This window comes from Helicobacter labacensis (assembly GCF_003660285.1).
Lineage (GTDB): Bacteria > Campylobacterota > Campylobacteria > Campylobacterales > Helicobacteraceae > Helicobacter > Helicobacter labacensis.
The window spans coordinates 24351-51250 of sequence record NZ_QXQQ01000009.1 but is presented as its reverse complement, the minus strand read 5'-3'; the positions used below and the strand labels follow the sequence as shown (position 1 = coordinate 51250).

Genomic DNA, 26900 nt, shown 5'->3' with positions numbered 1-26900 from the left:
TTGTTTTTCTTAGAGCGTGCGCCATAAAGTCTTGCCGAAAAAACAGCGATGATTTCTAAGACATCTTTGGCTAACTCCTCTTCAAAGCGGACATTTTCACCGCCTTGATTAATGATAATCACTTCTACTTCTTTAGCCTCACAGATGGCAAATACAAGCTCTGCACCAAAGCGTAACAAGCGGTCTTTGTGGGTAATCACAAGTCTTTTTACTTGGCTTTCTAGGATAAGGTTAAGAAGTTTTGTTAAACCTTTCTTGTAGTAATTCATACCCGAGCCTAAGTCTTGTATCACCTCGTAGTTAAAGCCTAGTTTAGAACAATACAACTCTAATACTTGCACTTGTCTAATTAAATCCTCCCTTTGGTCAGCACTAGAAACACGGGCATAAGCGATGGTCTTGCGGTTATCATTGTGAAAAACAAGGTTTTTATTAATGCCTTTAAGGCTCTCAAGTTTATACCTGCGCTCCCCGCCTTTTGTGTAGTTGTCGGGTTTTAGTAAGCCTTTTTTCTCCCAATTTCTCAAAGTTTGGATACTGACACCTAAAACCTTGCTGGCTTGTCCTATGGATAACAAGTTGTTCATGACAACATGCTAGCATGAACAAACTTAAGAATATATAAATTTTTTATAGAGAATTATAGAATTTTATAGGGTTTAAGTTGCTGTTGGTTGCCCGTGAAACCAGCACGAGCATGATCACTAGCACTATTACCAGTTTCTGCATGGTAGCCTCCTCTCCGGGGGCTCGCCCACTAACCCCAGGCAAAGCAACGCTTTGCTCCCTTAGCCCAAAAGTCTAATTCTCCAGATGTGGTCTAAAAAGAGTTACCATGTCCTTAAGGCGCATTATAATGGCTTTTTCTTGCTTGCAACTAAAGCTAGCCTTGCGCGCCCAAGTCCCACACCAAAAAGCCGATAGGAAAGCTCCCCTTAACATTGTCAAAGGTGTTGCCCGGGCACATAAAGCCCCCCAAAAAGCGCGCCTTAAAATGCGCTCTAAAGGTTTTAAAATTAGAGGAGTTTAGGTATTTGAGCTTAGAGAAACTGGCTAAAATAGGACCTGCGATTTTAAGGGAAGAAACGCGTAGCGTTTCCTCGCCCGAAAGGGGAGACATTCCCGACAAGGAGCCACCCATGTCTAAGAAACAAGGCGTGCCATTGTAGATTAAGTTTTCTTGTTGGGGGCTTAACCCCCTAGCGTTTTGTAATTCTTGTTGTGTTGGCATTCGTGCCGGTTTTGGCATTCGTGCCGAATGCTTCCCCGCAAGGGGGGTCTCCTTAACTTGGGTCTTTGCTTCTAGGGAAATGCTTCTATCAACTGCCCGCCTCGCTTGAACTCTTTTGGCAAGCAGCTATCATAAAAAAATCCGGTAAGACAATCCCATTAATCACGCTCTGCACACTGCTAGAGATCGCATCAGGGTCTAAATTGGCATCGCCTACTTTGCTTTGCAGGGCTTCAAAAAAGTCTTTGCGGATACTCTTGCACCACTGGGTGATGTTTTGCTATAAATCTCATTGAGCAGTTCGCCTATTGCGCTTGTAACTTCATTTAAGGGTACTATGGATGGGACTAGCGCGCACAATTTTACAGGCACTTGATAAAAATCAAGTCATGGATGAAAGCGGGCATGGCTTGTATTTAGCGGATCAATATATCCGCAACATGGCGAAAAAGTAGGTTTTAATGCTTGCTAGTCTTGGGCTAGCATGGTAGAGAGATTGGGAGGCGGGGTATTGAGTAACCACTTAAAGGAGTTTTGCCCGATATTAAAGACCATTTGCCCCTCCATTTGTGGCCGGACAATCCAATTAATATGGTTATCTTGAATCTGAGAAATATCCACAAGTGCTACTTGTCCATTAAACATGTCAATGTGCATGACAAGCGTTTCTTGCCCTTCTTGTTTGAAAACCCGTTTAGCCTCCCACACCTTGTGCGCCTTAATGTCATTGATCCCTTGAAAACCACTTTGGATTTCTAGCCTTGTTGTGCCGATTTGCAAATCCGCTCTAGGTGTCCGCTTAAACACATCAATATTAGAAAAATCGTCTCCGCCGATATTTTGGATTTTGTCTAAAGGGACATCAAAAATAGCTACCAACGCCTCTTTGAAAAACGCACAAATTAAAAACCCCCGCATCCAGCTAAAATACACCTCTTCTTTGCGTCTGCCTTGATTGTTGAGTTTTTCTAAAATGCCTTGTTCTTTGATTGTTTCATAAACCTTAAACAGCGAATCTTGTAAAAAAAGCTCCATGTTGTGGGGTTTATAATAAATTGTGTTGAGCTTGCTAAAAATTTCACAAAGTCTCATGTTGAGAAGCTCAATGTAAGCAAAATCCACTTGTGGCTTGATATCCTTAGCACTCAAAAAGGCTTTAAAGTGTTGTTGTGATTGAAAGCCTAAGCATGCGCGGTATTTTTTAAAATCTGTGCTATTAAACATTTACAACTCCCTTAAATAATCTCCAATGGCATGTGCTAAAGATACACTCAAAAGCGGAGGGACAGCATTGCCAATTTGTAATCTCTTAGAGCCGGCACTGCCACAGAAAATATAACTATCAGGGAAACTTTGTAGCCTTGCTCCCTCTCTAATGCTTAGAGCCCGTGAATCTCTAGGGTGAATACACCTTGAGCTGCTCGGGGTTGCAAAATTTCTTGTAATAGTGGGGGCGGGTTGCTCCCAGTACATCTTCGCGTAGGTGTTGGCGTAACCCGATTTAGGACGGAGTACCGGGGGTAAATCTCTCTTGTCTTGTCCGTCTTGTAAACTCTCCATGATTTGGATAAGCTTGGGGTTATTTTTAGGACTAGAATGCTCACACAAAACACCACTATCACGCACAAACTCTAAAAAAGGATTGTTGGCAGGATATCTATAGCCCAAATGATCGCCATTCTCTCCGCTCTTAATACATGGCAAATCATCTAGAGCTAATTTAAGGCTGATGAAATCTTTAGGGTGTGTGGGCTTTGGGAAGATAAAGGTTTTTTTATAATCGTGGCGCACGCCTACAATAATAACCCTTTGCCTAATTTGGGGGACTCCAAAATGAAGAGCATTGAGGATGCTAGAGTAGATTTGATAGCCCATCTGTCTAAAAGCATCACAGATCGCACGAAAGAGTTGTCCTTTTTGCATAGAGAGTAAGCCCATAACATTTTCAAAAAGAAAAATTTTAGGGCGCATCATGTCTAAAACCCGAAAATATTCTTGAAATAAATGGGCGCGCGCATCCATTTGTCTTTTACCTAGTGTTGAATAACTTTGGCATGGCGGTCCGCCCAATAAAATATCAATGGGAGCGTAATGCAAACACTCTTCTTGATTTAAAGCATCGATTGTTTTACAAATCGCATGGGTCGTTGGATGATTGCTTTTATAGCTAGCGATGGCATCTATATCGCAATCAAGGGCTAACACTAAATTAAATAAAGGATTCTGCTTAAAACCATAACTTAAACCCCCAGCCCCACAAAACACATCAGCAACTCTAAATGGCACAACCAACCCCTAAATTATTCAAATCAGCGCAATAATACAATGATCCCTTGATGGATATAGCCTAACTTGCTCTAGATGCCTGAAGGTGAATCGCCCCTCCTTAAAGGGAGGAGCTTCCTAACTAACAGAAACTAGCGTTTCTTAAGCTCGAAAGGCTTTGCTGTTTATAGTCCGCAAGGCTAGTTTCAGTTCCCAAAAGACTTACAGACCCATTAGCATGGGCGGAGATTAGCGAGTAACCCGTCATTATGCTCGTTTTAATGGCTAGAATGAGCGTATCCAACTCTGCCATATCGGGTTTTTACTAATCTCACTTACCTATTGCGAGGGTAGCCTTTCTTTCCTTAGTGTGCGCTTACATCTCCGCCCTAAAGGACGGAGTTTTACGCGCAATCTAAATAAAGTGGATAGCTAGAATGAGGGATAGTCCATAAGCAACCTTGCTTTAAAATCACCGCGTATTTTAACCAAATAGCGCAATAGGCTATTTAAATCGTTGGTAAATCACAATTAGGCTAAAATAAGAAACTCTATCGAGCAAGGATTAGCATGGCAGATGACAACAATGTCCTTTTTGATCAAATCTCAAAACGGCTTGAAGCCCTAAAGGGTTTGCGCGCGCACAATGCGGACAAAAATATCCACACAGAGCTAGAAAAAAAAGGCGTGGATCGGCGCGACTTTATGAAATGGGTGGGGACGATGAGCGCGACTTTAGCCCTGCCCGCTAGCTTTACCCCCCTTGTCGCCCAAGCTGTGGAGATGGCTAACCGCTTGCCTGTGATTTGGTTGCACATGGCTGAATGCACGGGCTGTAGTGAGAGCTTGCTTAGAAGTGAAGACCCTAGCATTGATAGTATCATCTTTGATTACATCAATTTAGAATACCATGAAACCATCATGGTGGCTAGCGGACACCAAGCGGATTTGAGTTTAGAACAGGCGATTGAAAAGCACAAGGGCAATTACATTTTAATGGTAGAGGGGGGGATCCCTCAGGGCACAGAATACTTTTTAACCATGGGCGCACAAGGGCGCACGGGCGCACAAGAGTGTATCCATGCCGCCAAACATGCCAAAGCCATCTTTGCCATTGGGACATGCTCAAGCTTTGGAGGCGTGCAGGCAGCTTACCCCAACCCCTCTAACGCGCAGGCTCTAAGTAAAATCATCTCCCAGCCCATTATCAATGTGCCCGGCTGCCCCCCTAGTGAAAAAAACATCGTGGGCAATATCATCTACTTTTTGATGTTTGATGCACTGCCCCGCTTAGATGCTTACAACCGCCCCACTTGGGCATATGGGCGCAGAATCCATGATCTATGCGAGAGACGCGGGCATTTTGATGCGGGCGAATTTGTGCAACATTTTGGGGATGAAAACGCCAAAGAGGGCTTTTGTCTTTACAAAGTGGGCTGTAAAGGACCTTATACCTTTAATAATTGCTCCACCCTGCGCTTTAACTCCCACACCAGCTGGCCCATCCAAGCCGGGCATGGTTGCATTGGGTGCTCTGAGCCTAATTTTTGGGACACCATGAGCCCCTTTGAAGAGCCTATTTCTAACCGCCTCATTGTGCCTATCACAAGTGCTTTTGGGGGGGCAGGAGCGGACAGAGTAGCAGATAGCGTAGGGGTGATCGCCCTAAGTGCGGCTGGGATTGGCATTGCCATGCACGCGCTTTTAGCCGGGCTGAAAAAAGATGATCAAGGAGATGCCCATGCCTAAAAAAATCATTGTGGATCCCATCACCCGCATTGAGGGGCATTTGCGCATTGAGGTGGTGGTGGATGAAAATAATGTCATCACGGACGCGCACTCTTCCTCTACCCTCTTTAGGGGGCTAGAGACCATTATTAAGCATCGCGATCCGCGCGATGCGGGCTTTATCGCGCAGAGAATCTGTGGGGTATGCACTTATTCGCATTACAAGGCAGGCATTAGCGCGGTGGAGGACGCGCTAGGGATCACCCCCCCCTTAAACGCCCAATTGGTGCGATCTTTGATGAATATCGCGCTGATTTTGCATGACCATGTGGTGCATTTCTACACTTTGCATGGGCTAGATTGGTGCGATCTGTTAAGCGCGCTCAAAGCCGATCCTAAAAAAGCAAGCCAAATTGCCTTTAAATATTGCGATTACCCTTTGGACACGGGTGAGGACGCGCTCAAGGCGGTGCAAAAACGCGTGGGCGACTTTGCCAAACAGGGCGCGCTAGGTCCCTTTGCCAATGGCTATTATGGGCATAAAACCTACCACTTGAGCCCGGAGCAAAATTTGATCGTGCTCTCGCACTACCTCAATCTCTTAGCCATCCAAAGGGAGGCAGCAAAGATGACAGCCATCTTTGGAGCCAAACAACCCCACCCCCAAAGTTTGACTGTGGGAGGGATCACCTCTGTAAGAGATGTGCTCGATCCGACCCGTTTAGCCGAGTGGAAAAGCAAGTTTGAGACCGTGAAAAACTTTGTGGAGCGCGCGTATTATCCGGATCTAGTGATGGCAGCTAAAATGTTTAAAGATGAACAGAGCGTTTTGCATGGTTGTGGGGTGAAAAACTTCATCGCCCATGAAGAGATTTTGCTCAGCCGGGGCAAATATTTATTGAGCTCAGGCGTGGTGCTCAATGGCGATCTCTCCACTTTGCACCCCATTAATGAGGATTGGATCAAAGAAGATGTTACACACTCTTGGTACCAATACAGCACAAAAGAGGCGCAGTTACATCCCTATGATGGGCAAACCACGCCCCATTACACCGGCTTTAAAGATGGGCAGAGTGTAGGCTTAAGTGGCAAGTTAGAGCCTAGCAAGGTGCTAGACACGCAGGGCAAATACTCTTGGATCAAAGCCCCGCGCTACAATGGCATGCCCATGGAGGTAGGACCTTTAGCCTCTTTAGCTGTGGGTTTGGCGGCTAAAAACCCCCACACCACTAAAGTTGCCACCCAGTTTTTAAAAGACACGGGGCTACCCATAGAGGCGATCTTTAGCACCTTAGGGCGCACAGCCGCGCGCTGTTTGGAGGCTAAAATCTTAGTAGAAAATGGTTTGACCACCCTGCAATCTTTAATTGAAAACCTCAAATCCGATCAAAGCACCTGCGCGCCCTATGAGATTGACAAAAATAAGGAGTATAAGGGACGCTACATCGGGCAAGTGCCAAGAGGGATGTTAAGCCACTGGGTGCGCATTAAAAACGGGGTGGTGGAGAATTACCAAGCGGTTGTGCCCTCTACTTGGAATGCCGGGGCGCGCGATGAAAAGGGGCAGGGAGGACCTTATGAGATGAGTTTGATTGGCACAAAGCTAGCTGACTTGACCCAGCCCTTAGAGATCATCCGCACCATTCACTCTTTTGATCCCTGTATTGCCTGCTCGGTGCATGTGATGGACATCAAGGGGCGCGATTTTGGGGAGTTTAGAGTGGATCCTAGTTTTGCGCGCTTTGATAGGGCTAAAAAAGAGGAGGTGTGCGATGCTTACCCCCAATAGTGCCTACTACCACCCCCATAAAGAATATTCAGGTTGGGTGCGCTTGTTCCACTGGGTGCGCGCGTTGGCAATCTTTGCTTTGATGCTCACGGGCTTTTACATCGCCTACCCCTTTTTAGAGCCCCGCTCAAGCGTCTACCATAGCATGTATTTTTTGCAAGCCTATATCCGCAGCGCGCATGCCATGCTAGGCTTTATTTTGATTGCCATATCTTTGTTTCGGGCTTATCTCTTTTTCTTTGACAAAAAAAGCCGTGCGGAGCGCGTGTCTGTTAAGGGGGTTTTTAGCACCCATGCGTGGATTAGGCAACTCAAGGTTTATTTTCTTGTGGGCAATCGCCCTGAGATCAAGGGGGTTTATAACCCCTTGCAGTTTGTGGCTTACTTTTCTTTGTGCATGTTGCTCATTATCATTGCCTTGAGCGGGATCGTGCTTTACTACAATGTCTACCACCGCGGATTGGGGGGATTTTTAGAACCCTATTTTAAGTGGTTTGAAGTGCTTTGCGGGGGGCTTTCTAATGTGCGCTACATCCACCACCTAGCCACTTGGGGGATCTGCTTATTTATCCCGGTGCACATTTACATGGTGGTCTTCCATTCGCTCAAATTCCCCGATGGGGGCGCGGATGTGATGATCAGCGGACGGCGTTATTTGAAAGGCTAGCGTGGATATTTTGGTGCTGGGGGTGGGCAATATCTTGCTAGGCGATGAGGGCGTGGGGGTGCATTTATGCCACCAATTAGCCCATAATTACGACTTTAGCTATCCGCATAAATTGGAGTTTATGGACGGGGGCACGCTCGCCCAAGCCTTGATCCCTTGGATTGTGCAATACGATCGCCTCTTGATTTTGGATTGTGTGAGTGTAGTAGGCGCGCGCGTGGGCGAAGTGTTTTGCTTTGAATTTGAAAATATCCCCCCGCAAATCACTTGGGCAGGGAGCGCGCATGAGGTGGAGATGTTACAAACCCTAAGACTCACCGCCTTAATGGGCGATTTGCCCCCTACTAGCATTATTGGGCTTGTGCCCTCCATTGTGCAAGAGCAAACAACCTTTGAGCTCAGTGTTGGCATGTTGGAGGGCGCACAGCACGCCAAAGAACACGCGCTTAAACTCTTATCTGAGTGGGGCGTGCGCGCCACCCTCAAAGCCCAAGCGCAGGATTTACAAGAGATCGCGCACCACTCTTATAAGAAGGCTTTGTGATGGTTTTTGTGTTTGATTTTGAGTTGGTAGGGGAGTTTGGCGCGCGCGTGAGCGCGTTGTTTATGGATTTTCTAGCCCACCATGCCCATGCGCTTAACTTGTCCTATGCTACTTCTTTAGAACATTTCTATATAGAGGCAACTCCAGAGCAAGCTAAGGATTTTGCCCAAATTTTAAGCGATCGCCTCCCCCTCTCTTTGAGCTTGCGCTTTGGGGGCGTGCGCATTAGCCAAGAGGGTGTAGAGTGGCAAAATCAAGACAGGGCTTGCGCGCCCATTGGTGTGCTAGAAGAGAGCAAGGCTTTAGAGCAGGGGAGCATAGAGCCCTATCTTAGTGCCTTTATCTACCACAATCAAGAATGCGCTACCCCTGCTCAAGTGCAAACCGCCTTAGAGGACATGGGGCGTATCTTGCAAGAGGGGGGGGCTCTTAGCGTGCAGACTTCTAGGGGGCTTAAAACCCTCTCTTGCAAATACATAGAGGGGGCTAAGGTTTTATTTTTAGACTTAGCCAGTGTGCTTTCTCTAACGCGCATGGACACCAAAGGCGCGCAAGCCCTATGCACCTTTGAAAAGCCCAGCATCATCGCCACGCTTAAAGAGGTGTTTGTCTCAGAGTTTAAGAGTTTAGAAATTTGTGCGTGTCTGCCCTATGATTTTGGGCTAGCCCTCTTGGCACGCCACTTGCTCAAAAAAGACATTTCTTATCTCTTCTGCCAAGATAGCCAGAGCGATCAAAGCGATTTAAGCTACACCTGCGCGCTGGCTAGTGTCTCTGAGCGCACTTTTAGCGTGGCTAAAAATGGGCTTTTATTGCCCCACACACGCACCCAAATGAGCCCCACTTTAGAATTTGTCAGCCAAGAAGCCCCCAAAGAACCCCATTTGCTTTTGTATTTGAGTTTTGAGCGTCCTAGCTGTTTTTGGGTGTATGATGAGAATTATAAGGAGCTTATGCGCCTTAGTTTGCCAACTTGCCCTAGCGCGCTCATCAAGCAGGTCCAAAGCAATGCTAAGGGGCGCAAACTCTATGCTAACTACCAAAAAGCCTACCCGGAGTTATGCGCGCGCTTGGAGCAAGAACCCCCCATCTCTACCTCTAGTGCGAATTTGCTAGACTTTTTAGCCGGATTAGCCCAGCTCTTAGGGCTAAGTAGCACGCATGACACGCGCGCGCTTTTTACCCACGCTAAGGCTTTCTTGCGCCCTAAGGGTCCTCATATTGACTTCAAGCTCACCAAAGACCCCCCCAATCTCAACCCCACCCCCACACTCAGAAGCGCGCTCAGTTACACGCTAGGAGGCACGGACGCGCCCACTATGGGCTTTGGGATTTTGGATTCTTTAGCGGAGTTTTTAGGCAATGTGATTTATGAAGCGCATATTAAATTTAACCTAGATAAAGTCTATCTGTGTGGCGATGTCTTTTTAGAAAAAGTTTTTTTAGATCTGTGTTTGCAACACTTCCCCAAAGAATGCGCCCAAGTCTTCCCTTTAAAGTATATGGATTACCACACAAAAAGCACATGCGAGCAAGCAGCACAATCCTAAGATTTCATCTCTCCTCATGCATAAAACCCTGACACGCGCGCTTTTGGCATTGTTATTACTAGCCTTTGTGCTAGGTATATGGCTCATCACGCGCACCCCTGCTAGCCCTCCCCAGTCCCCTAAATGGAGTTTAGATAAAGGCGTGTTTTTAAACGCCTCACAAGAGCTTTATCATTCCATGTTAGGGGCGTTTCAAGAAACCACTAAGGGGATGTTATGCCCTAAGGGCTTTGATCCAGACATCTACTCCGTGGATATGGTTAAAAAGCATGCCCCCACTTGGATTAATCTAGCTAGCAAAATGGTAGATGCGCTCCCCACTATCAAAGCCATCCAAGCGGAGTTGCCCCCACCCCTCGCCCAAGAGATTAGAAGTTTTGAGGTTTTGCATGTGATTGCGCTCATGCGCTACAAGTTGCCCAACATGAATTGCTATGAAGATCCTAGTTTTTACACGATGATTGGAGATCCTCAAATCCAACCCCTCCACACAGAAACCTTTTTAGAAAATTTTTCTACCAGTTTGGAGGTGGTCTATCCCCTGCTGATACAGGCGTTCAAACAGAGCTTAGATTTAAAGGAATATTTGCGCTTTTTAGGCGAAAAGTCTGATATGCCCGCTTTTTTAAACGATTTGGACGCGTATTTAGAGAAAAATAAAGTAGATGCGCCCCAAAAGGGCACTTTTATCGCGCATTTGCAAGCTTTGCAATTCAGCACTCGGGCGTATCTTTTTATTGCAGAAAATTGGTGGTGGTATGGATCTACAGATACCTACTGGAGCTTAGGCGAATACGAGAGAGATAGTTATTATTCTGAAATCAATCAGCCTTTAGGTCTGTCTTTATCCACGATGCGATCTTTAAGCCATGCCTATCTCTTTGCTATCCATGCACGCCTAGAGGGGATCACTGAAGTGAATTGGGAGATGAGTCCCATGCTCGAATATAGCTTGCCCAAAATGGTGCAAGATTTTTTCCATAATTTCCGCTTTATTGCCTTCAAGCAACCCTGTCTCTATCTCACCCCACAAAACACGATCCAAACCTTCCCCTCCAAAGAACCCCTTTGCCAAATCCTCAAGGACAACCCTCCTAATGTCAGCGCGCCTTTGCCTAAAGGTTTGGTGCAAGCCTTTCAAAACGCCCAAGATTTTCTCATACAGGCTTTTAATGCTCATAATAATTATGGTGAAAAGAAAATCACCTTTGCACAGATCAAGCCCGCCCTAAGCCAACACCTACAAGCCATTATCCAAGCCACCCCCCTACTAGCCCCCCTCAAAGGCAAAGAGTGGGATCACCTGCTAGATTACACGCAATCCCAGCTTTTAACTCTCTTGCAAGCTTATATGCGCAAAGCCAATGAAACGAGTAATGATCTGCACCGCATCATACGCCCCGCCACCTTTATTGCGCAAGATTATTTACACATGCTAGATTTGATCTACCCCTCTTTGCTCCAAGCTAAAAAGCAAGGACTTGATCTTAGCTTGTATTTAAAGGCCTTGCAAGTTTCTAAGCCCCTGCAAGCTAGACCCTGCAAAAATCCTTGCAATCCCATCCCTGACATCGCCTCTAGGGGCTATCCTCAAGATTTAAGGGGCATGGGTTTAGCCCAAAAATTGGCTTTACACCAAAGAATAGTCCCCAAGCCTTGCAATCGTAACTCTGCCGACTATTGTATAGAGTGGGACGATCTCCAATGGGATTTAGCTAGCCAATGGCTTAAGAGTATGGATACACACACCCAAGAAGTCTTTCAATTATGGGATTTGCACGCCCAAAGACGCGTAGAAGCGTTTTTGTATAACCAAGAGTTTTATATAGATAGTATCCGAAGACCTGAACTTATCTCAGGAGAGCGTTTGCGCGCTAATCCCACCCCCTGCTTTGCTCCCCAATACCTAAGCGCACAGAGCGTGCAAAATTGCCAGCATATCTTTAAAGCCCAGAGTTTTAACCCCCTCTATTTTAAGGATTACATAAGAAGTGTTAGACTCTTGAGCATAGGCAATAGCCCTTGCTTGTATTTGAACGCTCAAGAACAATTAAGCGGTTTTGACTCCAAAGAGCCCGCATGCCTTGCCCTGCAAGATTGGGCACTCTACACCCCGCCCAAAGAGCTCACTTTGCCCGCTGTGTTCTTACAAAACCTAGATTCTATGCACACCCAAATTCGACATGCCCTGCAAAATGCCCCCTGCAGGCAAGATCATACCTCATTTTTAAAACCCCTCCTCTCCAGCTTAGAACAACAAGCCCAAAATGCCCTAGAATCCCTGCCCCTATTTGCGCACTTTAAAACTAAACTAGAGAAATACGACAAATACAGCGATGGCACCAACTTAAAACAGGTTAGGGAAGGCGAAGCTATCGTCTTAAAAAAACACATGCAAACCCAAGCGATCGTCTTTCTCTTTGCTCTTTTGGAGGGCAACTCTAGCCCGTGCCAGCAAAACCCCCTCTCTACCCAAGAGATTGCCCAAAACTTGGTGCGTGTGCTTGACTTTCTCTACAAACCCCTGCGTTACCAACCTCTGTTATCTGTCTATGATGCCTCTGAATATGTGAGCTTCCTTGCCCATCGTGCCACAGATAGACCCCAAGCGCAATGGGCGCATATTTTAGCCCCCCTTATCGATCCGCATAAATTTGAAGAAAACAGCTACAATGGCAAACGCGCCTACGCACTTTATCAAGATTATAAAATCGCTTTGCTAACCTACCAGATGGTGCGCAAAATCCCCACGAAACTACTAAGTTGGGATTTAGCCACAGCTTTTAAAGAGTCCAACTCTTTAGGGTGTCAAGTAAGAGAAACTGATCCCTTAGACCTCTCTAGCGCAAGTCTTGCTAGATTCTTGAAGCAACCAAGCCCATCGGGCGATCTAAGGTTTAGTGATCTAAAGTTTTTTGCCCTCCAGCGTATCGCCCAATTCTTAGAGGGTTTGGAGGTGGTTTTAATGGATCAAAACGCTGAGGACAGCGTATTTTACTTACCTAAACACCCTAGCGCATGCTTGCACCCTGAATACCTGCGCTCCAGCACCCAAGCACAATGCGTGGCTATGTTTGCCAAGCAAAATTACGATGTGGCTACTTTGAAAACCTATTTAGACAGGTATAGGATGATAAGCATTAGGGGGACGCCATGCGTGGTTTTAAGTCTTTGGCAAGTGCGCCCCTTGAGCTCCCTAGATAGTCTGTGTCGTAGTTTGAGTAAGCCCACTAGCCAGCGTAATTGGTTTAAGGAAAATGAGGGGCGTTAGTGTAAGAGGCACGAGAAGAGTTATATCCATCATCCTAGACATCTACGACTCTAAGGCTAACTTTTTGGGGGTCAAGGCGTTTAAAGCCCTAGAGGGGGTAGCCAGTATTAATGAGTGGGTGCGCGCTTACAGAGAGAGCAAAGAGCCTATTTTAGGGTATTTAAACACGGATGCGCCAGATTTTCAAAATTACAATAAAGTGTGGATTGGCAATGAGACCGGTAAAGGGCATATTATTATTATTACCCCTCAAAACCTCCTCCCCTTAAGCGTGTATTTCTCCGTGCGCCATTGTATTAAACCCACATGGATCAACGATCGCGATCAATTTTACGCCCCCTATGATGACTCGTGGCAGAGTGATAGCGACTTTTTAGGCGATTGCTTGGTCTTTATGTTGTTTCACTCCCAAAACCGCATTTCTTGCGCGCTAGGAGCTAACCACTTCATCCCCTTTAAAGAGGGTGAAGTCAATCCTAAAGCGCGCTACACGCACCACACCTTGCTAGAGTTTTTGGCAGGCAAAAGCGTAGCTTTTGCTCCCACAAGAGGGCTTTTTAAAGATAATGCCCCTCAAGGCTTGCCCTGCTCCACTTTTAGCCCCAGTGCTCAAGTGGTGTTGCAAGCGGGCAAAAAGCTCTATGCCTATTACCACGCACAAGAGGGCTCTAAGCCTAATGCGAGTTTTTATGACATCAAAGAGTTTTTTGCTGGGCGCAATGCTAAGGGCAAACTCAACCCCCCAAGCAAAGCTACAGATGCGCATTACAAAGAGCTTTATAGCGCGTTGCAAGAGAGCTTAATAAACCTTGCAACACAAATTGCCCCCAAAGTGCGGAGGCTAACCTGATTGTCCTCTAGGCTTTGGTGCTAAGAGTCTTCTAGGAGGGTATAAAATCCTCGGCTAAAGATAAAAACAAGCGGTGCGTGCGCTTGGTGGCTTTGGCTTGCTGGGTGCATTGGAATACTATTTGTATGGGATATTTGTGTAATAGGATGTGCTAGGGATGGGCATGCCAAGCAAACTTTAAAGGGACTGCCATGCGCTGGTTTAAAACATTCGGCTTGTATCTTCTGAAATTTGGGTTATATCTTCTCTTGTTGTTTTTGTTTCTTTTCAGTTATGCTACTGTGTTGCTGGTGGGCGATCACTTCTTCCCTAGATACGCCATCACAGATGTAGCACTGCCTCCCTATTATTGGCAGGGATTGGCTTTTGTGCATATTGCCAGTTTTTGTCTCTTTGTCTATATCCTCAATAGGCTTTATAAACTAGGCATGCGTCTTAAGATGAATGATCTCTTGTTGCTAGCCATGTGTATGCTATACGCTGTGTTGGAAGGAACTCTTTTACTTGATAGTTATGTGCATTGGAGACAGGGTGGGGGTTGAAACTCATAGGATCTTGGGCATTGATGAAGCCGGGCGGGGGTGTTGGTGTGGATCTTTGTTTGTGGCCGGGGTGGGTTGCGATCAAGATGTCGCCGATGCATTTGTGCGCTTAGGGCTTAAAGAGAGCAAACAACTTAGCCGGGCTGAACGCTTCGCATTTGCTACACAGATTAGCCAAGATAGGCGTATCGCTAGCGTGGTGGTGGCTAAAAACGCGCTAGAGATCGATCACAAAGGCTTGAGTGGGTGCATGCAAGAGGCGATCACAGAGATTATTTTAGCATTGCCCGCTATTGAGCATGTGCGCCTAGATGGGAACACACGCTTTAAACTGGAGTTTGCGCATTTAAAGAGCTTTCAAGCCATTATCAAGGGCGATGACAAAATCCCCCAAATTGCCATGGCTTCTATCTTGGCTAAGGCGCATAAGGATCAGGAGATGTTAGCTCTAGATGAACTGCACCCTGAGTATGGTTTTGCTAGGCATTGTGGTTATGGCACGCGCGCGCATGCCCTAGCTATAGCTAAGTACGGGCTTATCAAGCAACACCGCAGAAGTTTTAAGATGGCTGGTGTGGATTCTCAAGCGCGTGTTTTGAGGTAGGCTTTCACATTTTCAATCGTGGCGACGATGAGCTTTTTAATGCTATCCCCATAGCCCCAAGCAATATGGGGGGTGAGCAAGAGTTTATGCTGGATACTGGGGTTTAAAAAGGGGTGGTTAGCGTGCATGGGTTCTTGTTCAAACACATCGGTGCCATAATAAAAATCCTGTGTTTCTAATGCCTTAGCGGCTTCTTTTTCATTGACAATCCCCCCGCGCCCTACATTGATTAAGATCGCCTTTTCTTTTAAGAGGGGTAAATTAGAGGCGTTGATGAGATTGTAGGTGCGATCGTTGAGCGGGGCGTGGATGGTGATCACATCGCTGGTTTTGAGCAGGGCATCTAAAGACTTTTGCGCATAGGTGGGATCAGAATTGCGCCCACTTGTGGAGGTGTAGCTCACATGCGCGCCAAAAGCACTAGCACAGCGCGCCACGCTTTTACCAATATTGCCCAGCCCCACAATCCCCCATTGCTTGTTTTCAAGGGCGTATAAATCCTTGTTAAAGTGGGTAAAAACTTGGCTTGTGCAATACTCCCCACTCTTGCAATAGCGATCGTAATAGGGCATGTTAGACAAAAAGGTAAAAACCAGCGCGAAGGTGTGCATGGTTACGCTATGGGTAGCATACCCCTCTACATTCTTAATTTGGATACCCAGTTTTTGCGCGCAAGCGTGATCGATGACATTAGTCCCTGTGGCGGTTATACAGATAAGTTTGAGTTTGGGCAGGCTTTGGAGTGTGGGCGCGTCCATCACAATTTTATTAATGATAATAACCTCTGCATCCTGACAACGCTCTAGCACCAACTCCTTAGGCGTGTTAGGATAATAGATTAAATCCACAAATTCCTCTAGGGGGGCGAGTTTATTGGTGCGCCCCAAAGAATCCCCCTCCAACACCACCGCCTTAATTTTCATGCTAAACTCCTTTGATCCTGAATTTCTAAGATAGCCAACACCCTCACTTGACATTCTCCATGCGTTGGGCTACTTTGTCGCTGGCTTCTTTGATTTTATCCATCAAGGTTTTGCTCTGTTGGGACAATTCCACGGTTTTATCTGAAGCTTCCATCCCTGCCGTGATATGCCCCACCACTTGGGAGGTGATCTCACGAATGGAGCCAATAATCGCCCCAATTTCGGCTACCGATTTGCCCGTGCGCTCGGCAAGTTTACGCACTTCATCAGCCACTACCGCAAAACCTCTGCCATGCTCGCCCGCCCGGGCGGCTTCAATGGCAGCGTTCAAGGCTAACAAATTAGTTTGATCGGCGATGTCTTTAATGGTCTGGGTGATAGAGGAGATGGATTCAGATTGCGCGCTTAGAGTGTTGACTAGATCGGTGCTATTTTTCATGGTTTCAGCCACGCTTTGGATATTGGCAGTTGTCTTTTCTACCATCGTGCTCCCCTCATCGGTGAGGCGTTGGTTTTCCTTGATGAGATCCAAGGTCATGGCGAGCTTGTCCTTCGTGTTGTCCTCCTTTTTGGTTACATCGCGCGCGATTTTGATGATCTTATACACCTTGCCCTGATTGTCAAAGACGGGGTTATAAGTCCCCTCCAAATACACGACTTTTCCGCTCTTGGTGATGCGCTTGAAGGTGGAGGCTAAAAACTCCCCGGCGCGCAATTTGTCTTGATTTTCCTTATAAGTGGAGGTTTTGGTGTATTCAGGATCGCAAAACATGGCATGGTACTTGCCCTTGATCTCATTGAGGGTGTAGCCCATCAATCTCAAAAAATTCTCATTAGCATTGATCACATTGATTTGGGGGTCAAATTCGGCCATCAACATGGAGCGATTCACCGCGTTATAAACTGCCTTGAGATCGTTGTATTCTAAGATTCTTGCTGTGATGTCAGAAGCGAATTTGAAAAACTTGCACAATTTGCCTTGGGCATCTCTAACGGGGGTGTAATTAGCCTCTAAGAAAACAACCCGTCCCCCCTTAGCCACACGCTTGCACATCCCGCATTTGTGTTGCCCTGAAAACAGGGTGTCCCAATCCTTGCGGTATTCAGGGCTATTGACATAGGCGGGGTCGCAAAATATCTCGTGGGATTTGCCCTTGATTTCCTCTAAGGAATAGTCCATTAATTTTAAGAAATTCTCATTAGCCGTGATCACCTTGCGATCCAAATCAAATTCCACCATGGCAACAGATTTATCAATCGCGTTGTGAATCGCTTTTAACTCGCTGTGTTCTTCAAGGGCAACACAGATTTCCTCTTTCTCTTTCTTTTTCTTATCAAAAAACATGCGAGACTCCTTTCTTTAAATATAATTCCCATTATTATAGGATTGCTCAAGGTCTATACACCTTAATTGCGCCCATTGTATTACAACTCTATTAACCTTGCTACAATTACAAAGAAAATAATACCAGCAAAGCGTGGAAGCAACGCCCCCGCTGGGGGGGGGGGGGGGAGTAAAGCGCGCCAACATCATTAAAAAATCACGCTTTTGGGGTCTAGATCATCTCCATAAACGGGTTTGAGAGTCGCGTCATAAGCCTCTTTGATAAACCCGCTTTGTGTGAGCGTGTCGATCTCTTTATTGAGCCACTCTAAAAGTGCCTTATTGCCCTTTTTGACCGCTGGGGCGATCACATCTTGATCCCCCAAACTAGGAATACCCACTTTAAACTCCGGATTCTTTTTCACCCATGCAAATAAAAGCGTGTTGTCATGGGCTAGGGCTGCCCCGCGGTTGTTTTTCAATGCCAAAAAAGTTTCGGTGTTTTGGTCGTATTTGAGCAAGGAGATACTAGGGTAATTTTTGGAAAAGTAAAAATCCGCCGTAGTGCCCTTGTTAACGATTAGGTTTTTGCCCTTGAGATCGTCTACACTTTTGATCGCCCCGTCTTTAGACACCACCCCCAAAGCCACTTTCATGTAGGGTTTGGCAAAGTCCACCACCGCCTCTCTCTCTTTAGTCTTGGTAAAATTTGCCATGATCACATCCACTTTATTGGACTTCAAAAACTCCACCCGTGCGGCTGCCTCCACAGGGACAAATTCTATTTTTTTGGCATCGCCTAGCAAATCCTTCGCCATGCGTTTGGCGATGTAAATATCAAAACCTTGAAATTGCCCCTTGCTATCCACAAAGCCAAAGGGGGGTTTGTCGCTAAACACCCCCACTTTCAACACCCCGCGTTTTTTAATCAGGGCGATGCTATCCTCTTTGGCTTGTGCCTTGTGATCAGAACACCCAACCAACACCAAACCCATGAGGGCTAACAACACCCCTAAACTCTTTGCCCATGCCCGCATGCGCACTCCTTAAAATGTAATAAGAAGCCTATCTAGCATAATAAACTCAACAATCCCCTAAAAAATTAAAAATTTCTAAAAACTTCTGGGCACGCTCAGACTTAGGGTTCTCAAAAAAGCCCTGCGGGCTATTTTCTTCCACCACTTGACCTTGATCAAAAAACACAATGCGGTGCGCCACTTTTCTAGCAAACTTCATCTCATGGGTTACAATGACCATGCTCATGCCCTCTTTAGCCAACTCTAAAATCACCTCTAAAACCTCTTTAACCATCTCTGGATCAAGACTAGCAGTTACCTCATCAAAAAGCATCACTTCAGGTTGCATGCACAGCGCGCGCACAATGGCAACCCTTTGCTTTTGCCCTCCGCTCAATTCTCGCGGGTATGTCCCCTTTTTGTGTTCTAGCCCCACGCGTTTTAACAGCGCGATCGCCTGTTCTTGCACCTCCTCTTTGGCGCGTTTTTGCACCTTCAAAGGGGCTAGTAAGATATTTTGTAACACGCTTAAATGCGGGAATAACTCGTAATTTTGAAACACCATGCCGATCTTTTGGCGCACAGCGTTCCAATTAGTTTTGGGCGCGCTGATCTCTTGGTCATTAAAGAGAATTTGCCCGCCTTGAATTGCCTCTAGTCCATTTAAACAGCGTAAAAAAGTGCTTTTACCACACCCACTAGGTCCTAAAATCACCACCGCCTCCCCCTTTTCTAAGGCAAAATCAATCCCATTTAGCACCACATGATCGCCATAGCGTTTTTGTAATTGGATGGTTTGCAAAATTGCCATTTAAGCTCGATTGTGTTGGTATTTTTTCTCTAGGTATTGGCTCAAATAAGAGAGGGGGTAGCAAAGCATAAAGTAAAGAGCAAAGATCAAGCCATAGACATAGAAACTCGCATTAGGGATTTTTAAAATATTGATCTCAATGAGTTGTTGCCCCACTTTGAGCAATTCTACCGCACCGATGAGACTCATTAAAGCGGTGGTTTTAATGATCCGGCTGAACAAATTGATACTAGCAGGCATGAGGGCTAAAAAGGCTTGGGGGAAGATAATTAGCCAAATGGTTTGGTTTTCACTCAGTCCCAAAGCGCGCGCGCTTTGTATTTGGTGCGTGTTAGTGGAGGTGAGCGCGCCCCGGGTTAAATCCATCATCTCAGCTGCCCCCCACACCCCAAAGACGATAATGCTCGCCAAGATCGCATGCAAGTGCCAGCCAAATACAGTCGCCGATCCAAAAAAGACTAAAAAGAGCCACACAAGAAGCGGAATGATACGCACACTCTCCAAATACACCCGGCACACAAAGCGCGCGATTCTACCCCCAAAAGCCATCACCACCCCCAAGCCCACCCCGCCTATTAGAGCGATCACAATGGAGATCAAAGCCACCTGCAGGGTTGTAAACAAACCCTCAGCCAAGCGCGCCAAATTATCCGGCTCAAAAACCCTCAAGCCTTCTAGCATACACGCCTCTTATAATACTTCTCTAAGGCTACAAAGAGCCCACTTAAAGGGAGCAAGACCACCAAATAAGAGAGCACTAATAACACCAATGCCTCATTCGTTTTATAATAAATCCCTATCAAATCCTTAGCCACAAACATCACATCCACCAAAGCGATCGCGCTCACCACCGAACTCTCTTTGAGCAAAAAGATCACATTAGCCCCCAAAGAGGGCAAGCAGATCGCCAAACTTTGGGGGAATAAGACATATCTCAATGCCTGCAGACGGCTTAAGCCCAAACTAAGAGCGGATTCTAATTGCACCTTAGGCAGAGCCTTAAGCCCGAGTAAAAAACTCTGCGCCATATACGCCCCGCCCAAAAAACCCAAACCCAAAATCGCGCACGCCTTTGCGCTCAAGGACAACCCAATTTGGTTAAGCCCATAATAAAGAAAAAAGAGCTGGATAAGCAGGGGCGTGTTGCGCGCGATTTGCACATAGCAAGCTAGAAAGGGGCTATAAAATCCCTTAAAATACAGCCCCAAAGCCACCCCAAAGCCCACCCCCAACGCGCACACAATACCGGCAAACGAAATATACAAGGTGAGCCAAAGCCCCCAGCCAAAAGCCCCCAAAGCATGGCGCATAAACTGCCAATCTAAATCCACGATCACACCCTTTACCCCTCCAAAACCAAGCTACAGCGCGAAATGCTCCATCAAGTGAAAATTCATGTAACGATAGATTTCTGCTTTGCGCGCCTCTAGTTTGTCTGCCACTAGACCTAGATACTCCTGTGGGGTGGGGATTTTACCCAAAAGCGCACACACCGCGCCCAATTCTGCACTGCCCAAATACACCTGCGCGCCCTTGCCCATGCGGTTATCAAAATTGCGCGTAGAGGTGGAGAAAACCACAGCATTATCGCGCACGCGTGCTTGATTGCCCATGCACAAACTGCACCCGGGCACCTCTGTGCGCGCCCCAGCAGCCCCAAATAAAGCAAAATACCCCTCTTTAATGAGCTGTTGTTCGTCCATTTTAGTGGGGGGCACAATCCAAAGGCGAATAGGGGATGCCCCTGCTCCCTTGACAATCTCCCCAAAGGCTCTAAAATGCCCAATATTGGTCATGCAACTGCCAATAAAGACCTCATCAATCTTTTGGGGGCGTTTGGGATTGTTTAACACCTCGCTCAAAGTCGCCACATCATCCGGATCATTAGGGCATGCCAAAATGGGCTCTTTGATCTCAGCTAGATCGATCTCAATGACCGCGGCATATTCTGCATCCGCGTCTGGCTCAAGCAAAACAGGGTTATCAATCCACGCTTGCATTTTTTGCGCGCGCCTTTTTAAGGTGTCTTTGTGTTCATACCCACTAGCAATCATCTGTTCGATGAGCTGGATATTTGAGCTCAAATACTCAATGATGGGTTCTTTATTCAGGCGCACCGTGCAAGCAGCCGCACTCCTCTCTGCGCTCGCATCGCTAAACTCAAAGGCTTGTTCGATCTTAATGTCGCCCAAGCCCTCGATCTCTAAAATCCGCCCATTAAAAATATTTTTCTTGCCCTTTTTCTCCACCGTGAGCAAACCCTGTTTAATGGCATAATAGGGGATGGCATTGACTAAATCCCTAAGAGTGATCCCCGGCTGCATTTGCCCCTTAAAACGCACCAGCACGGATTCGGGCATGTTCAAGGGCATAGTCCCCGTAACTGCTGCAAAAGCCACTAAACCACTCCCAGCTGGAAAGCTAATGCCAATGGGAAAACGCGTGTGGCTATCCCCGCCTGTGCCTAGCGTGTCGGGAAGTCCCATGCGATTTAGCCATGAGTGGATAATCCCATCTTTAGGCTTGAGTGCCACCCCGCCCCGACTGGTAAAAAACTGAGGCAGAGTGGCTTGCAAACTCACATCAGAGGGTTTAGGATAGGCGGCGGTGTGGCAAAAGGATTGCAAGACAAAATCGGCTTCAAAACTCAAGCTAGCGAGCTCTTTGATCTCATCTCTTGTCATCGCCCCCGTGGTGTCTTGGCTACCCACAGTGGTGGTCATAGGCTCGCAGTAAGTGCCCGGGCGCACGCCCTCTAGCCCGCAAGCGCGCCCCACCATTTTTTGCGCTAAAGTGTAGCCTTTATTGCTCTCAGCAGGTTGCTTAGGTTTGGCAAAGACTTCTGAGGGACCTAGCCCTAAGAATTTACGCGCCTTATTAGTCAAACCGCGCCCGATAATCAAGGCGATACGCCCCCCAGCGCGGTATTCATCCGCTAAAGTAGTGGGCTCTAAGCTAAAGGTGCTCACCACCTGCCCTTGCTTGCAAATCTCACCCTTGTAAGGATAAACCTCAATAATATCGCCCTCGTGTAAGTCTTTGACATCTGCCACTAGAGGCAACGCCCCGCTATCCTCACAGGTGGCAAAGAAGATCGGGGCAATCACCCCCCCGATCACCACGCCCCCACTGCGTTTATTGGGCACATAGGGGATGTCTTGCCCAAAGTGCCACATAATGGAGTTAGTCGCACTTTTGCGAGAACTCCCCGTGCCCACCACATCGCCCACATACACCACGGGCACGCGCTTAGATTTGATGTTTTTTAGGCGTTCTTGGTAATTTTCTATGCGGTTTTTGAGCATGGCATTAGCGTGTAGGGGGATGTCGCTACGGGTAAAGGCATCACTAGCCGGGCTCAAGTCGTCCGTATTGGTTTCTCCATCAATTTTAAGTACGCATAGCTCTAACTTTTCAGGCAGGGCGGGCTTGTTAATAAACCACTCCGCATTTGCCCACGACTGCAAAACCTCTTTAGCTAGGGCGTTGGTTTTGCTCAAACTAGCGATACTCTCAAAAGAGTTATAGACTAGGAGCGTGGATTTTAAAGCTTTACAGGCGGCTTTGGCAATTTCTTGATCGCCACTTTGCAGTGCCTCGATCAAGGGAGCGACATTATACCCTCCTAGCATAGTGCCCAAATACTTTACAGCCTCTAAGGGGCTAAAGTGCGCACATTCACACTTTTTAAGCGCAAGTTTGCCTAGAAACTGGGCTTTGACTTGCGCGCCCTCATCCACGCCCGGGCTCACTCTGTGAATGAGTAAATCCTTAGCAAAGGCGCATTCATCGCCACTTTTAGAGTGCATTAAAATTTCTACCACGCTCTCAACTTGTTTTGCGTTTAAGGGCAGGGGGGGGATGTTTTCTTGTGCCCTTTCTTGTAGGGCGGCTTGGTATTCTTGGATAAAAGTTTGCATACAACTCCTTAATGAAATGGTGTTTGTTGTAGTATATAATAATTTGAAACACTTGTAGAGTGGCTCTAAGGATGAGATAATGCCTAACCTAGTTAAAATGCTCCCTCTAGCTTGCCTAGCCTGCCAAATCCTCTTGGCTGAACCCCTAGATTTTAACGCCCAATTTGAGATTTTAAAGCAAGCGCGCTTGCACGCCCCACTCCCCTTTCAAGCCCTCTTAGTGCAAGATCGTAACACAAAAATCCAGCAAGTGTTGTTGGCTGATCTTAAGAGTCCCCTAAAGGTGCAAGTGGGCGAGGATTTTATTTTGCCCAATAAAGAGGATGACGCGTTGCTTGGAGAAATGCGCCGTTTAGTTGTCAAACATAATTTTTTTACCAAACATAGCAAGGATTTTAAGACCTTGATCAAGACATTGCCCTATGACAATGTCATTACTTTAGAGCCTCTATCCCAACACGCCTCTAAGGAGTTTATCTTGCTTGTGAAAGAGGGGTTAGATGAAAAGTTGGTGTCTAAGCTAGAAGATAAACTTAAAAACGCGCGGGTGTATTTGGTGCTTTTGGGCGCGTTTCCAGACGAGGAGGATAAAAGCGACTCCTTTGATGCAGCCGCCTATCTCAAGGGCTTACATGGCACTTCTAGCACGCTAAAGAAACTTACACTCTTAAGATCGGGCTTGCAAAATGTCGCTACAGACCCGCTAAAAGAGCCCTTTTTGGATCGCATCCAAGAAAATGCAAACGCAGCGTCCGAACTTGGCTTGTTAGAGGGCATTGGTCCCTATTTGCCTTTATTTTATGAAATCCACTAAAGGGAGTTCTATGCGCTTAGTGTGTCTTTTGATTTTTGCTTTGAGTCTTATAAAGGGGGTGGATCTTGAAAATACCACATTTAAGAAACACTTAGCGGGCTTAGGTTTTAATGTCAATCGCTTAAAGCTTTTAGAAAACACGAGCTTAAATGGGGACCTTAGGGTGCTCATCTTGCAAGAAATGAGCGCTAGGGGAGTCAAAACCCATGCATTGGTGCTCAACCAAGACAACACCCAAGTGTCCTTGGCTAAGGATTTTTTAAAACGCGCCACGCCTAAGCAAAAAGCTTTCATCCATGCGCGCGAGCAAGAGGCGCGCGCCCTAGAAGTTACACCCCCTAAAATCGCGCATCTCTTTAAGTACGAAGGCAATGTGGCTCTTTTGTCTTTAAAACCCCTACCTGGGACCCCTTTTCAGATCGCTTTTGTAAAAGATTACGATCAAGCGCATCTTGAAAATTTTTATGGGCAACCGACCCTCACTTACAGCGCGTGGCTTGTGGATCAAGACTTGAGCTTTGCTATCCGCCTTGAACACGCCTTTGGCTCTAAGGGCATGCAAGATGCCATAAAACAGAGTGTCAAAGAGGCAAAAGTTGCCAACAAGAGGTATCTTACCCACGATTTCAACACCCTTTTTGATCGCATCCCTAAATCTAGCATCATCACTTTACGCTCTGAAAATCCTCATGCCAAGCAACTCTACATCATTTTAGCGACCGCAGATGGCGACAAATCCAGCGATACGCGCGCCTACAAGCGTAGCCTAGAGATCGTTAAGAACTTGCCCCAAATGCTCAAAAACGCAACCCTCCACCTCGTGCCCACACTGGGCAAATCAACTTACGATAATTACCACATACAACCTCTGATCCAAAAAGCCAACTGTCTTAAGGACAACCGCGCCAAAATCGCGTGGATTCAAAGCGTTTATAACGCCTTGGAGCGTAGCGGTGGGTATGGTGGTTGTGGGGATGAGGGTTTTTATCTTGGAGATAAGGTTTGTGTCGTTGCGCCTAGTTGCCCCGCTTTAAAAGATTATGGAGAACAGCAAGAATGGCTAGAGATCTTTTTTGGGCAGGGGGCTTGCGGGGATGGTGTGAAAGATTGGTATCCTTTGCCTATAGTCTATGAATACAAAGAGGATTGAGGAGTTTAAGCGCGGGCTTTTGGGGTAAAATGGGATAAAAAGGTTTAGCATGCGTTTTGGCAAGATCGATTATTTAAATTTATTGCCCTTTGATGTGTTTATCAAAGCCTACCCCCTGCGCTTGTCCGGGTTTAAAACCTTTTTGCACCTCAAAAAAACCTACCCGGCTAGGCTCAATACAGATTTTCTCTTCAGGCGCATCGATGCGGGGTTTATCTCTTCTATTGCCAGCCTGCGCGCCCCGCACGCCCTAGACTGTGGGATCATCGCCTCTAAGCAGGTGCGCAGTGTGCTAGCTCTCAAACAGCCCCCCCAAAATGATCACGAGTCGGCGACCTCTAATGCCCTCTGCCAAGTTTTAGGGCTCAAGGGGCAGGTTGTAATCGGGGATAAGGCTTTGTGTTTTTACTACCAAGAAAAACCTAAGGCGGACTTTGTGGATTTAGCCACACTTTGGCACGCCAAGACGCGTCTGCCCTTTGTCTTTGGGCGGCTGTGTTGTGGGTGGCGTTATGTGGGTATCTATGCCCCCCTAGCGCGCGCCTTCAAACGCGCCAAGCCTAAAATTCCCCACTATATTTTGCAGCAACGCGTAAAGCAGAGTGGGCTAACAAGAGGACAAATCCTAGAGTATTTGGGCTGTATCTCTTTTGGGATTCGCTCTAAAGAACGCTTGTCCCTGCGCCGTTTCGATCGCGCCCTACGCTTCAAGGGGCTTAAAACTCCTCAGCGCTTTTGAGGCGCACTAAAACACATGGTTGACCCCTAATTGTTGTGCGCGTTCTATCACACTGTCCTTGCCGGTTTTGAGGGTTTGGCTGACTTTGTTGTAACGATCTTGGGTAGTTTTAATGCTCTTGCCTAATTCGCCCACTTGCCCCCACAAATCTTCTAGTCTAGCCCCCAGTGTGCTAAGTTGTTTTTGCAAGCGCGTGTAATCTCGATCCATTTGGGAGTGTTTCCACAGTTGGTGCACCAGCATTAAGATCGCCATCAAGGTTCCCGGACTGGCTAAAATCACTTGGGCTAAACGGGCTTTTTCAAAGAGGTTTACCCCCTCTGATTCCAACATTTGTAAATACACCCCCTCTAGGGGGATGAACATAATGGTAAAATCCACACTATTGGCGATCTCATTGTGGTAGCGCTTTGTTTCTAGTTCTTGGATATGTTTGTAGACCCCTTCTGTGAGCGCCTTGAGAGTTTTGGGATTGGGCGCGCTTTGCAAATCCATGTAGGCGTTGAGATTGAGTTTAGAATCAATAATGAGACTCCTGTTTTCTGGCAGGTGCAGGACAATATCTGGGCGTAGCGTGGTGTGTGTCTTAAAACTCTGTTGGGCGAAAAAATGCTTCCCCTTGATGAAACCATGCTTTTCTAACAGACTCTCTAGCAACATTTCCCCAAAATCCCCGCGTTTTTTAGGATCCCCCTTGAGGGCTTTGGCTAGGTCTTGGGCTTGCTGGGCTAGGTGGGTGTTGCATTGCTGGAGTTGATCCAATTGGCTTTTAAAATAGCCTTGTTGGTGGATTTGGGTTTCTTTAAGAGTTGTGATGAGGTTTTGGCAGGTTTTAAGTTCAGCTTGCAAGGGGGCTAGAGTCGCTTGTTGGGCTTGTTGGAATTGGTGGCTCTGATCGCTGAATAATTGCGCGCTGGCTTGCTTGATCTCAAGCACTAAATTGTGCTTGATCTCTTGGATTTCCCTGCTTTGTTCTTGGAAGGCTTGTAATTTCTTGGCTTCATCTTGGAGTTTTTGCTCCAAATAGGTCTTTGTTTGCGCACTCTCAATCTCTTGGCGCGCCAAAGCCATTTTGAGGCGCACCCCCCACCAAACAAGCCCCCCCAACCCCACACCCTCTAGCACCACCCCCCATACCCACCACTCCATGCCACTCCTTAAT

The 26900-nt window shown here is 46.8% G+C and carries 23 protein-coding genes and 1 pseudogene; 12 read left to right on the top strand and 12 right to left on the bottom strand.

Translation table 11 applies throughout. The features are described from left to right. The 4 genes and pseudogenes from EAO33_RS04235 to EAO33_RS04215 all read right to left on the bottom strand — a co-directional run. Positions 1-587, bottom strand: a 587-nt coding sequence (locus tag EAO33_RS04235; RefSeq protein ID WP_120945296.1) for an IS607 family transposase, incomplete at its 3' end; no start/stop codon positions are given. 296 nt (positions 588-883) lie between these two features. Then, positions 884-1066: pseudogene (locus EAO33_RS09905) on the bottom strand (hypothetical protein); the annotation flags it as partial. Positions 1067-1699: 633 nt separating this feature from the next. Next, positions 1700-2455 (bottom strand): restriction endonuclease, encoded by a 756-nt coding sequence (locus EAO33_RS04220; RefSeq protein WP_120945294.1) that lies wholly within the window; start codon positions 2453-2455, stop codon positions 1700-1702. Continuing rightward, a complete protein-coding gene (locus EAO33_RS04215) occupies positions 2456-3517 on the bottom strand; it encodes a DNA cytosine methyltransferase (RefSeq protein WP_120945292.1) in 1062 nt (353 codons plus the stop codon). Positions 3518-4066: 549 nt separating this feature from the next. Between EAO33_RS04215 and EAO33_RS04210 the strand changes: the two genes are divergently transcribed. From EAO33_RS04210 to EAO33_RS04170, 9 genes are all read left to right on the top strand, one after another. Further along, a complete protein-coding gene (locus EAO33_RS04210; protein WP_120945290.1) occupies positions 4067-5245 on the top strand; it encodes a hydrogenase small subunit in 1179 nt (392 codons plus the stop codon). Beyond that, positions 5238-7013, top strand: a complete 1776-nt coding sequence (locus EAO33_RS04205; RefSeq protein ID WP_120945288.1) for a nickel-dependent hydrogenase large subunit — start codon at positions 5238-5240, stop codon at positions 7011-7013. The genes EAO33_RS04210 and EAO33_RS04205 overlap by 8 nt, the downstream gene beginning before the upstream one ends. Further along, a complete protein-coding gene (cybH, locus tag EAO33_RS04200) occupies positions 6997-7680 on the top strand; it encodes a Ni/Fe-hydrogenase, b-type cytochrome subunit (protein WP_120945286.1) in 684 nt (227 codons plus the stop codon). Before EAO33_RS04205 ends, cybH begins: the two co-directional genes overlap by 17 nt. A 1-nt stretch (position 7681) precedes the next feature. Next, entirely contained in the window at positions 7682-8224 is a 543-nt protein-coding gene (locus EAO33_RS04195) for a HyaD/HybD family hydrogenase maturation endopeptidase (RefSeq protein ID WP_120945284.1), read from the top strand. Then, complete coding sequence (locus tag EAO33_RS04190; protein ID WP_235853050.1) at positions 8224-9774, top strand: protein hydE; 1551 nt, start codon at positions 8224-8226, stop codon at positions 9772-9774. The genes EAO33_RS04195 and EAO33_RS04190 overlap by 1 nt, the downstream gene beginning before the upstream one ends. Positions 9775-9790: 16 nt before the next feature. Then, complete coding sequence (locus tag EAO33_RS04185; protein ID WP_120945280.1) at positions 9791-13045, top strand: hypothetical protein; 3255 nt, start codon at positions 9791-9793, stop codon at positions 13043-13045. Further along, the gene (locus tag EAO33_RS04180; RefSeq protein ID WP_120945278.1) at positions 13032-13895 is read left to right on the top strand and encodes a nucleoside 5-triphosphatase RdgB (dHAPTP, dITP,XTP-specific); all 864 of its coding nucleotides are present in this window, start codon (positions 13032-13034) and stop codon (positions 13893-13895) included. Before EAO33_RS04185 ends, EAO33_RS04180 begins: the two co-directional genes overlap by 14 nt. A gap of 191 nt (positions 13896-14086) precedes the next feature. Further along, positions 14087-14437 carry a hypothetical protein gene (locus EAO33_RS04175; protein WP_120945276.1) on the top strand — a complete coding sequence of 117 codons (351 nt, stop codon included), beginning with the start codon at positions 14087-14089 and terminating at the stop codon, positions 14435-14437. Further along, the gene (locus EAO33_RS04170; RefSeq protein ID WP_235853049.1) at positions 14427-15041 is read left to right on the top strand and encodes a ribonuclease HII; all 615 of its coding nucleotides are present in this window, start codon (positions 14427-14429) and stop codon (positions 15039-15041) included. Before EAO33_RS04175 ends, EAO33_RS04170 begins: the two co-directional genes overlap by 11 nt. On the opposite strand, the gene EAO33_RS04165 is transcribed toward EAO33_RS04170, so the two are convergent. From EAO33_RS04165 to acnB, 7 genes are all read right to left on the bottom strand, one after another. Beyond that, entirely contained in the window at positions 15020-15964 is a 945-nt protein-coding gene (locus tag EAO33_RS04165; RefSeq protein WP_120945272.1) for a D-2-hydroxyacid dehydrogenase, read from the bottom strand. The genes EAO33_RS04170 and EAO33_RS04165 overlap by 22 nt on opposite strands. Before the next feature lie 43 nt (positions 15965-16007). Further along, complete coding sequence (locus EAO33_RS09825) at positions 16008-17309, bottom strand: methyl-accepting chemotaxis protein (RefSeq protein WP_120945270.1); 1302 nt, start codon at positions 17307-17309, stop codon at positions 16008-16010. A gap of 188 nt (positions 17310-17497) precedes the next feature. Continuing rightward, positions 17498-18331, bottom strand: a complete 834-nt coding sequence (locus EAO33_RS04155; protein ID WP_407920464.1) for a cysteine ABC transporter substrate-binding protein — start codon at positions 18329-18331, stop codon at positions 17498-17500. A gap of 40 nt (positions 18332-18371) precedes the next feature. After that, positions 18372-19115 (bottom strand): amino acid ABC transporter ATP-binding protein, encoded by a 744-nt coding sequence (locus EAO33_RS04150; protein ID WP_120945266.1) that lies wholly within the window; start codon positions 19113-19115, stop codon positions 18372-18374. Further along, positions 19116-19796, bottom strand: coding sequence for an amino acid ABC transporter permease (locus EAO33_RS04145; protein WP_120945264.1), 681 nt, complete (start codon positions 19794-19796; stop codon positions 19116-19118). Continuing rightward, a complete protein-coding gene (locus tag EAO33_RS04140; protein ID WP_120945262.1) occupies positions 19790-20446 on the bottom strand; it encodes an amino acid ABC transporter permease in 657 nt (218 codons plus the stop codon). Before EAO33_RS04140 ends, EAO33_RS04145 begins: the two co-directional genes overlap by 7 nt. A 30-nt stretch (positions 20447-20476) precedes the next feature. Then, the gene (gene acnB / locus EAO33_RS04135; RefSeq protein ID WP_120945260.1) at positions 20477-23035 is read right to left on the bottom strand and encodes a bifunctional aconitate hydratase 2/2-methylisocitrate dehydratase; all 2559 of its coding nucleotides are present in this window, start codon (positions 23033-23035) and stop codon (positions 20477-20479) included. Between the two features lie 79 nt (positions 23036-23114). Here acnB and EAO33_RS04130 point away from each other — a divergent pair, with 79 nt between their 5' ends. The 3 genes from EAO33_RS04130 to EAO33_RS04120 are packed head-to-tail and all read left to right on the top strand — an operon-like array spanning position 23115 to position 25738. Next, complete coding sequence (locus tag EAO33_RS04130; RefSeq protein WP_120945258.1) at positions 23115-23849, top strand: hypothetical protein; 735 nt, start codon at positions 23115-23117, stop codon at positions 23847-23849. 10 nt (positions 23850-23859) lie between these two features. Beyond that, positions 23860-24999, top strand: coding sequence for a hypothetical protein (locus EAO33_RS04125; RefSeq protein WP_120945256.1), 1140 nt, complete (start codon positions 23860-23862; stop codon positions 24997-24999). Between the two features lie 49 nt (positions 25000-25048). Continuing rightward, positions 25049-25738, top strand: coding sequence for an MqnA/MqnD/SBP family protein (locus EAO33_RS04120; protein WP_120945254.1), 690 nt, complete (start codon positions 25049-25051; stop codon positions 25736-25738). A gap of 6 nt (positions 25739-25744) precedes the next feature. Here EAO33_RS04120 and EAO33_RS04115 read toward each other — a convergent pair whose 3' ends face one another. Next, entirely contained in the window at positions 25745-26887 is a 1143-nt protein-coding gene (locus tag EAO33_RS04115) for a DNA recombination protein RmuC (RefSeq protein WP_120945252.1), read from the bottom strand. Between the last annotated feature and the right edge of the window lie 13 nt (positions 26888-26900).

Excerpts from the sequence above, each read along its gene's own strand:
- EAO33_RS04145 (WP_120945264.1), bottom strand. The coding sequence starts at position 19,796 with ATGCTAGAAGGCTTGAGGGTTTTTGAGCCGGATAATTTGGCGCGCTTG.
- EAO33_RS04175 (WP_120945276.1), top strand. The coding sequence starts at position 14,087 with ATGCGCTGGTTTAAAACATTCGGCTTGTATCTTCTGAAATTTGGGTTA.
- EAO33_RS04120 (WP_120945254.1), top strand. The coding sequence starts at position 25,049 with ATGCGTTTTGGCAAGATCGATTATTTAAATTTATTGCCCTTTGATGTG.
- EAO33_RS04125 (WP_120945256.1), top strand. The coding sequence starts at position 23,860 with ATGCGCTTAGTGTGTCTTTTGATTTTTGCTTTGAGTCTTATAAAGGGG.
- EAO33_RS04220 (WP_120945294.1), bottom strand. The coding sequence starts at position 2,455 with ATGTTTAATAGCACAGATTTTAAAAAATACCGCGCATGCTTAGGCTTT.
- EAO33_RS09825 (WP_120945270.1), bottom strand. The coding sequence starts at position 17,309 with ATGTTTTTTGATAAGAAAAAGAAAGAGAAAGAGGAAATCTGTGTTGCC.
- EAO33_RS04165 (WP_120945272.1), bottom strand. The coding sequence starts at position 15,964 with ATGAAAATTAAGGCGGTGGTGTTGGAGGGGGATTCTTTGGGGCGCACC.
- cybH (WP_120945286.1), top strand. The coding sequence starts at position 6,997 with ATGCTTACCCCCAATAGTGCCTACTACCACCCCCATAAAGAATATTCA.
- EAO33_RS04205 (WP_120945288.1), top strand. The coding sequence starts at position 5,238 with ATGCCTAAAAAAATCATTGTGGATCCCATCACCCGCATTGAGGGGCAT.
- EAO33_RS04150 (WP_120945266.1), bottom strand. The coding sequence starts at position 19,115 with ATGGCAATTTTGCAAACCATCCAATTACAAAAACGCTATGGCGATCAT.
- EAO33_RS04185 (WP_120945280.1), top strand. The coding sequence starts at position 9,791 with ATGCATAAAACCCTGACACGCGCGCTTTTGGCATTGTTATTACTAGCC.
- acnB (WP_120945260.1), bottom strand. The coding sequence starts at position 23,035 with ATGCAAACTTTTATCCAAGAATACCAAGCCGCCCTACAAGAAAGGGCA.
- EAO33_RS04180 (WP_120945278.1), top strand. The coding sequence starts at position 13,032 with ATGAGGGGCGTTAGTGTAAGAGGCACGAGAAGAGTTATATCCATCATC.
- EAO33_RS04210 (WP_120945290.1), top strand. The coding sequence starts at position 4,067 with ATGGCAGATGACAACAATGTCCTTTTTGATCAAATCTCAAAACGGCTT.
- EAO33_RS04190 (WP_235853050.1), top strand. The coding sequence starts at position 8,224 with ATGGTTTTTGTGTTTGATTTTGAGTTGGTAGGGGAGTTTGGCGCGCGC.
- EAO33_RS04130 (WP_120945258.1), top strand. The coding sequence starts at position 23,115 with ATGCCTAACCTAGTTAAAATGCTCCCTCTAGCTTGCCTAGCCTGCCAA.
- EAO33_RS04115 (WP_120945252.1), bottom strand. The coding sequence starts at position 26,887 with ATGGAGTGGTGGGTATGGGGGGTGGTGCTAGAGGGTGTGGGGTTGGGG.